The sequence below is a fragment of the Aporhodopirellula aestuarii genome (genome assembly GCF_023701485.1).
Lineage (GTDB): Bacteria > Planctomycetota > Planctomycetia > Pirellulales > Pirellulaceae > Rhodopirellula > Rhodopirellula aestuarii.
In genome coordinates, this window is record NZ_JAMQBK010000010.1 from 1 (window position 1) to 5,710 (window position 5,710).

Consider the following 5,710-nt stretch of genomic DNA (forward strand, 5'->3'; position numbering starts at 1 on the left):
AAGTGGCGCTGTCCTGTTAGTCGCGATAGCGACGACATGTGATAGTCACGGACGTGAGTCCGTGGTCTGGGAAAACAAACCAAAGCAAGTCGCAACGCGACGACACAAAACACGGGTGGACGCACGAATGAACCCTCGGGAGCGGCATCTGTCATCGCTTCGCGACTTGGTGTATGCGGGGGGGCGACGTCGACCCCGGACTCACGTCCGGGGCTTGTACCTGCCGTCGCTATCGCGACTAGGAATGGAAGCAATACTTCCGCGGCGTTATATCTCCGCGTCTTCGCAAACATTTAGCAGTCCAGAGATTTAGCACTCCAGGCTGGTGCCCAAATGGCCCATAGGATTTTGCCCAATTATTCCTGCATACTTGCTTAGCGGCCAAGTTGCTCGCGCAGAACGCGACGATCGCCATTTTGCAGTGTCGCTGGATTGCCCTGATCTTCACAACGGTGTGCTGCGTTGGCGTTTCCCTGTCGATGTTCGCCGTTCCACTCTTCGCCCGCGGCGGACAGTGGTTTGGCGGACAGTGGTTTGGCGGACAGTGGTTTGGCGGGCAGCGTGTTCGAAACATTTCCAAGAGCAATCGCGACGGCGCGACCTTCTGGTTGGTCACCGCACTCGACGGTCAGTTTCTGACCCCCGTCATTGACGAGAAGTTGCTGGCAATCGCGTCAATCGTGCTGATTGCGTTTTCATTCAAATTTTTGTGAGATCCGCAAAGATGTTCTTCGCCGTGCATTGATTGACCATGCAACGCGAGCTCTTCGTCGGTGTCGAGTCAACGTATCCTCTTGCAATTGTGTTATGCGGGGATCCTTGTCGAGCTGAACCAATTTGTGAACCGGACAACGTAGACACGCTATTGGCGAAGCCGTTCGATGTACAGGTTGGCATCGGTTTTGCAGGACCACAAATGACGGTTGGGGCAAGTCATTGTCCCTTATTTTCCCGATTCACGTTTCGTAGAGGATCTCCACATGTCGATACCATTCCACCGTTCCTTATCAGCAATCGCATGCTTCGCAGCATTTTCGTTTGCGCAAGTCATTACACCGGATATCGCGAGCGCACAGGACTCGATGCAGACAGGCGACGGATTGTTAAGGCTTCAAGCAGCGATGCCGGATTCAGCTCGCGTTGGCGAGTCCTTCACCTATGAAGTTGAAGTCTCGAACACGTCAGACAATATTGTTCTGCACGATATTAAGCTCAAACAGCGTAAAGCGAAGGGATTCAAGATCGAGTCCGTGTCGATCCAAGGTCAGAGCAGCAACCAAGATCAAAAGAAGGAATCTGGCAATAAAGACAAACAATCCCCCAAGCAAAACGCTGCCAAGCAGGAACAGCCCCAGGACGGAAAACAGTCCAATCGCGAGAAGGGTGGTTCAACCGATCAGATGACGATTGCGACCTTGGAGCCAGGCGACAGTCGAACTTTTGTCGTCAAAGCCACGGCCGATCAAGAGGGCGAACTGCGTAGCTGTTTGGAAATTTCGAACTACACGCCGGCCTTGTGTCTGAGCAGCCGGATCGTCAAGCCAGAACTCCAGCTGACCAAGACCGCACCTAAGAAGGCGGATCGTTGTGGTGTGATCGAGATCACTTACGCTATCAGCAACGACGGTAGTGGTGATGTTGGGCCGATCGTCATCACTGACTCACTCGGTAGCGGTTTGGCTACGATCGATGGTAGCAATGAATTGTCGTTCGATGTCGATGGATTGGCTGCCGGCGATTCACGCAAGTTCGTCGCTCGTGTTTACGCTCAAAAGGCGGGCGAATTCAGTAGCCGCGCAGTAGCTAAGGCGAAGAATGGTGACTTGAAGAGTCGTAGTGAAGAAACGTCAACCCGCGTGATTGCTGCGGATTTAACCGCCCAGATCGATGGCCCATCGCGAATCTATGGCGATGACTTGGCGACCTTCACCGCCAAAATTACCAACACCGGTAATGCTGCTGCGGAGTCGGTGAACGTGACAGTGAACTGGCCGGCGGAAGCGACCCTTGCCGACATGGGTGATTACGAAATCCGCGATGCGGAATCCTCCGATCAGTCGAAGCAAAACAAGGGTGATGGTAGTCAACCGACTGTTGCCAGCGACAACGATTCGTCGAAGAAGGGCGGCAACGGAAACGATCAGCAGTCCAAAGATGACAGTCGGTTGGAAATGCGGAGTGAGTCGTTTGTGATCGATCGTCTCGACGCAGGTGAAACGGCCGAATTTACGTATGCCGTTCGCGCTGACAAGTTGCAAGAATTGCCGACACGAGTCGAAGCTCGCTACGTATGCACGGTGGATGGAGCGGAAGATCAAGCGAAATCGACCGCCGAAACAAGTGCGATGACGATGGCACGCGTGAAGGTTGTTCGTTTGCCAGCCCTGCAAGTGGCTGTGATCGATGACGAGGATCCTGTCAACGATGGGTCGAAGGTAAACTACACCATTACCGTATGGAACGAGGGCGACGCGGAAGACCAGGACGTGCAGGTTGTGGCGACTCTTCCCGACAAGCTCAAGTTTGATGCGGCGGACGGACCTACCAATGCCAGCCACAAGAAGGGAACGGTCACATTCGATCCCATTAAGAAGATGGCACCCGGTGACCGCGTCGAATACACGGTGACCTGCAAGCCGACCGGGAAAGGTACCGTTCGCTTTGAGGCCACACTAACGAGCAAGACGCTCAAGCAAGAAGTGACCAGCGAAGAGCCGACGCGATTGTTCGCCGCATCGAGCAACTAGACCTTTCTTGTCGATACCCCCCATGCGGGAGTGCGAGTTTCAAGAACCTCGTCGGTCATCCGGCGAGGTTCTTCTCTTAGCGGAACGGCGCAAGCCGTCCGGTCCCGCGTTACCAAGCGCCACTTAGCTACGTGCTTAAAACCTGGCCCACCGTCTGGCGACGGTAGCTACTGCAAACAGATACACGTGCTCTTCCTAGCGGAACGGCGCGAGCCGTCCGGTCCCACGTTACTGAACGCCACTTAGCTTCGTGCTTAAAATGTGGCCCACCTTCTGGCGACGGTAGCAACTGCAAACAGATACACGTGCTCTTCTTAGCGGAACGGCGCGAGCCGTCCGGTCCCGCGTTACTGGGCGGCTCGCGCCGCTCCGCTAGAAAAACCAGACGCTCGTTTCCAAACGCCTGCCTCCGTGGAGATTCATCCGCAGCGATCATTGACCGCTTCCGCTAGCCGAACAGCGATGCTTCGACGAAGTATTACTTCGAGCGGCGATTCTTTTTGGACCGTCGTTCCTTTGCAGCAGATGCGGCTTGATCGGTTTCGCTAGCAGTTGTCGAGAGATCGGCGAGATCTTCGGCTTGGCCGGGCGCGTCGGCCGGCGTTTTTCGTCGGTCGGTTCCGGATCGTTTTTCGATCAGGTGCATCAATTCCGCGGGAAGTGGAAGTTCGTTTGGCATGATAAAGGTCCGATTTCGATGAGCTACTCAGTCGTCAGTTGGAAAATAGGACATGCCTTCGACGCTCGAAGACTTGTTTTGCGATTTTCCAAATCCATTATCGGTCGTTAATTTGGGTTCCCAGGGTCGAGGGAATTCCTTCAGAGGACCATAAAAGAGTGGTGTTGTTGCACGATCGAACGCCTCGATCTCGCTGGGAAGCTGCGGATGCGGACAAGGCAATACGTGGGGCACGAGGGCGATGATGATTTCACTTCGTTCGCTGACGAGATTGATTCGTCGGAACAAGCGGCCAACATACGGAATCGATCCCAGCAAAGGGATCTTCTGAATGCGCTCGCTGTCGGTTTCCTTGATCAATCCTCCGATCACCATGCCGGTTCCATTCGCCAGCATGATGGTCGTGTCCACCTCGGTCGTACGCTCCGACGGGAGGCCGCGTTCGTCCACAGACCCGTCGGAAACTTCCGGTTTGACCGACATGACTACCGAGTCATCATCCATGATTTGTGGAGTCACTCTCAATACCACGCCCGTATCGAGAAACTCGACACTTTGCAGAGAACTGGTTTGCGTCGTCGTGGTGACGAAGTAACCCAGTTTTTCGCCGATTTGCACATATGCTTCTTGGCCATTCAAAGCGAGTACTCGCGGAGATGCCAATGCCTTGGCATCCTCGGTCCGGGTGATCGCCTCAACCAACCCCGACAAGTCACCCGCTTTGAAAATTCCGATGTTGTAGGCACTCGAAGACAATGTTGAAAGCGAAGAGATCGTATTGTTGAAATCCGGGGTGCTCAAAAGAATGCCGGTTCCCGAGGTGTTTGAAAGTTTCGATAAATCGACGCCGCATGCGGTGTCGTCCTTCAGATCCACCTCGAGAATATGCGCTTCAATCAAGACTTGGCGAGGCGGTCGGTCAACTTGTGCGACGTACCGCTCGATGCGTTCCATGTACTGCGGGATCTCTTCAACGATGACTCGCTCTCGTGTCTTGTTTTGATCCCGTGAATTTGTCTGCGTGATGGAGATGTTTCCGACACCGGACAGAAGCGGCTTGATGACATTCTGCACGTCGTCGGCGGAGACATAATTGAGCTCGAAGACTCTGATCTCGCGGCCCTGAGCATGCGGTGGAAGCGAACTTCCTCCGTCAAGCCGCGTCACCAGAATGACATTGGAACTCCGCGTCCAGGTGTAAGGCGAGATCGCAAAGATCGCGGACATCACGTCTTCAAAGTGAGCTCGAGTGAAATTGCCGCTGATTGTCGTGTCAATGTCGTCGGTTGTTAATATGCTGAGCCCTTGGGACTTCGCAATCGCCGAAAGCACGTCGGCGAGTGGGGCTTTGCGAACCGAAAGGGTGATCAACCCGTCTTCGGCGTGCAGATCGATCGGCTCGCTGATCGCATCAGGAAGCGGTAGCATGAGTAGTTCGTTGGGGGCATTGAGCGTCGGTTCCGAGTTTTGGAAGACGACGGGGGTCGCATTGAGTCGATCCGAGGCTGACGAAGAACGTTTCGCCGTAGCGAGACGAAACGGTGCCGCGCGATGACTCGCCGGGGCTGTGTGGATCTGAGGAAAAATCAAATCGCCGATCGGTAATTCGGAACGTGCGGCGGCGTCTTCCGGTTGCAGGTTCAGCTCGTAAGATTCTTCTTGCATCACCAAAGCGTTCTGCCCGGTCACCTCGCGGGTGATGGCTCCGGGAAGGAGACCGTCGGCACGGACGGTGCCGACTGCGTCAAATTCGAACGCGATCAGACATGACATCAGCAACCCCGGTACCAGCAAAATTGCTGGACCTGATCGATAGCTCGACGTCGTTATGCCAGCGTTCAAACGCATTTTGGCTCGTTTTTTCTTGTTGATTCGACTTAGCTCGGTTTAGCTACTTTGTCGATTGGAGCGGTCAATCCGTGACAGCCCCCGCTTTTCATCGTCCATTTTCGAGGTTTTCTTGGATCAAACCCATGCGAAATACGCTGCGCGGAATGCTAGCAAACGTAATTCTCGAGTCGGTTGTCATCAGATTGATGTAGCTCTTTGCCCGAAATGGCAGCGACCGGAGAATCCAGCTGGGGATGACGACCTGGAATTCGAATCGGTAGCTGCGTTGGCTAGAACGCGGCCCACCGTCTGGCAACGGCGGCTACGACGATGATCTGAGTAAGCGTTGTCGATCGGATCGGGGAAGTGATCGAAACAACGGTTTTCGACGAGGACGGAGGTTCCCACGGAACATCGATTGTTTTAGCAACGTGTTTAGCGGAACGGCGCGAGC

5 protein-coding genes are annotated in these 5,710 nt (G+C 54.5%); 2 read left to right on the plus strand and 3 right to left on the minus strand.

Features of this window, described 5'->3' with window-relative positions; genetic code table 11:
• The coding region (locus NB063_RS02940) for a hypothetical protein (RefSeq protein WP_250927249.1) at window positions 1-293 on the minus strand (293 nt) is incomplete at its 3' end.
• Between the two features lie 93 nt (window positions 294-386).
• On the opposite strand from NB063_RS02940, the gene NB063_RS02945 reads away from it, so the two are divergent.
• Complete coding sequence (locus NB063_RS02945; protein ID WP_250927250.1) at window positions 387-713, plus strand: hypothetical protein; 327 nt, start codon at window positions 387-389, stop codon at window positions 711-713.
• A gap of 267 nt (window positions 714-980) precedes the next feature.
• Complete coding sequence (locus NB063_RS02950; protein WP_250927251.1) at window positions 981-2,747, plus strand: COG1361 family protein; 1,767 nt, start codon at window positions 981-983, stop codon at window positions 2,745-2,747.
• 478 nt (window positions 2,748-3,225) lie between these two features.
• Here the strand turns inward: NB063_RS02950 and NB063_RS02955 are convergent, their stop codons facing one another.
• The gene (locus tag NB063_RS02955; RefSeq protein WP_250927252.1) at window positions 3,226-3,426 is read right to left on the minus strand and encodes a hypothetical protein; all 201 of its coding nucleotides are present in this window, start codon (window positions 3,424-3,426) and stop codon (window positions 3,226-3,228) included.
• Window positions 3,427-3,453: 27 nt separating this feature from the next.
• Window positions 3,454-5,199 (minus strand): type II secretion system protein GspD, encoded by a 1,746-nt coding sequence (locus NB063_RS02960; protein WP_250927253.1) that lies wholly within the window; start codon window positions 5,197-5,199, stop codon window positions 3,454-3,456.
• Window positions 5,200-5,710 lie beyond the last annotated feature (511 nt).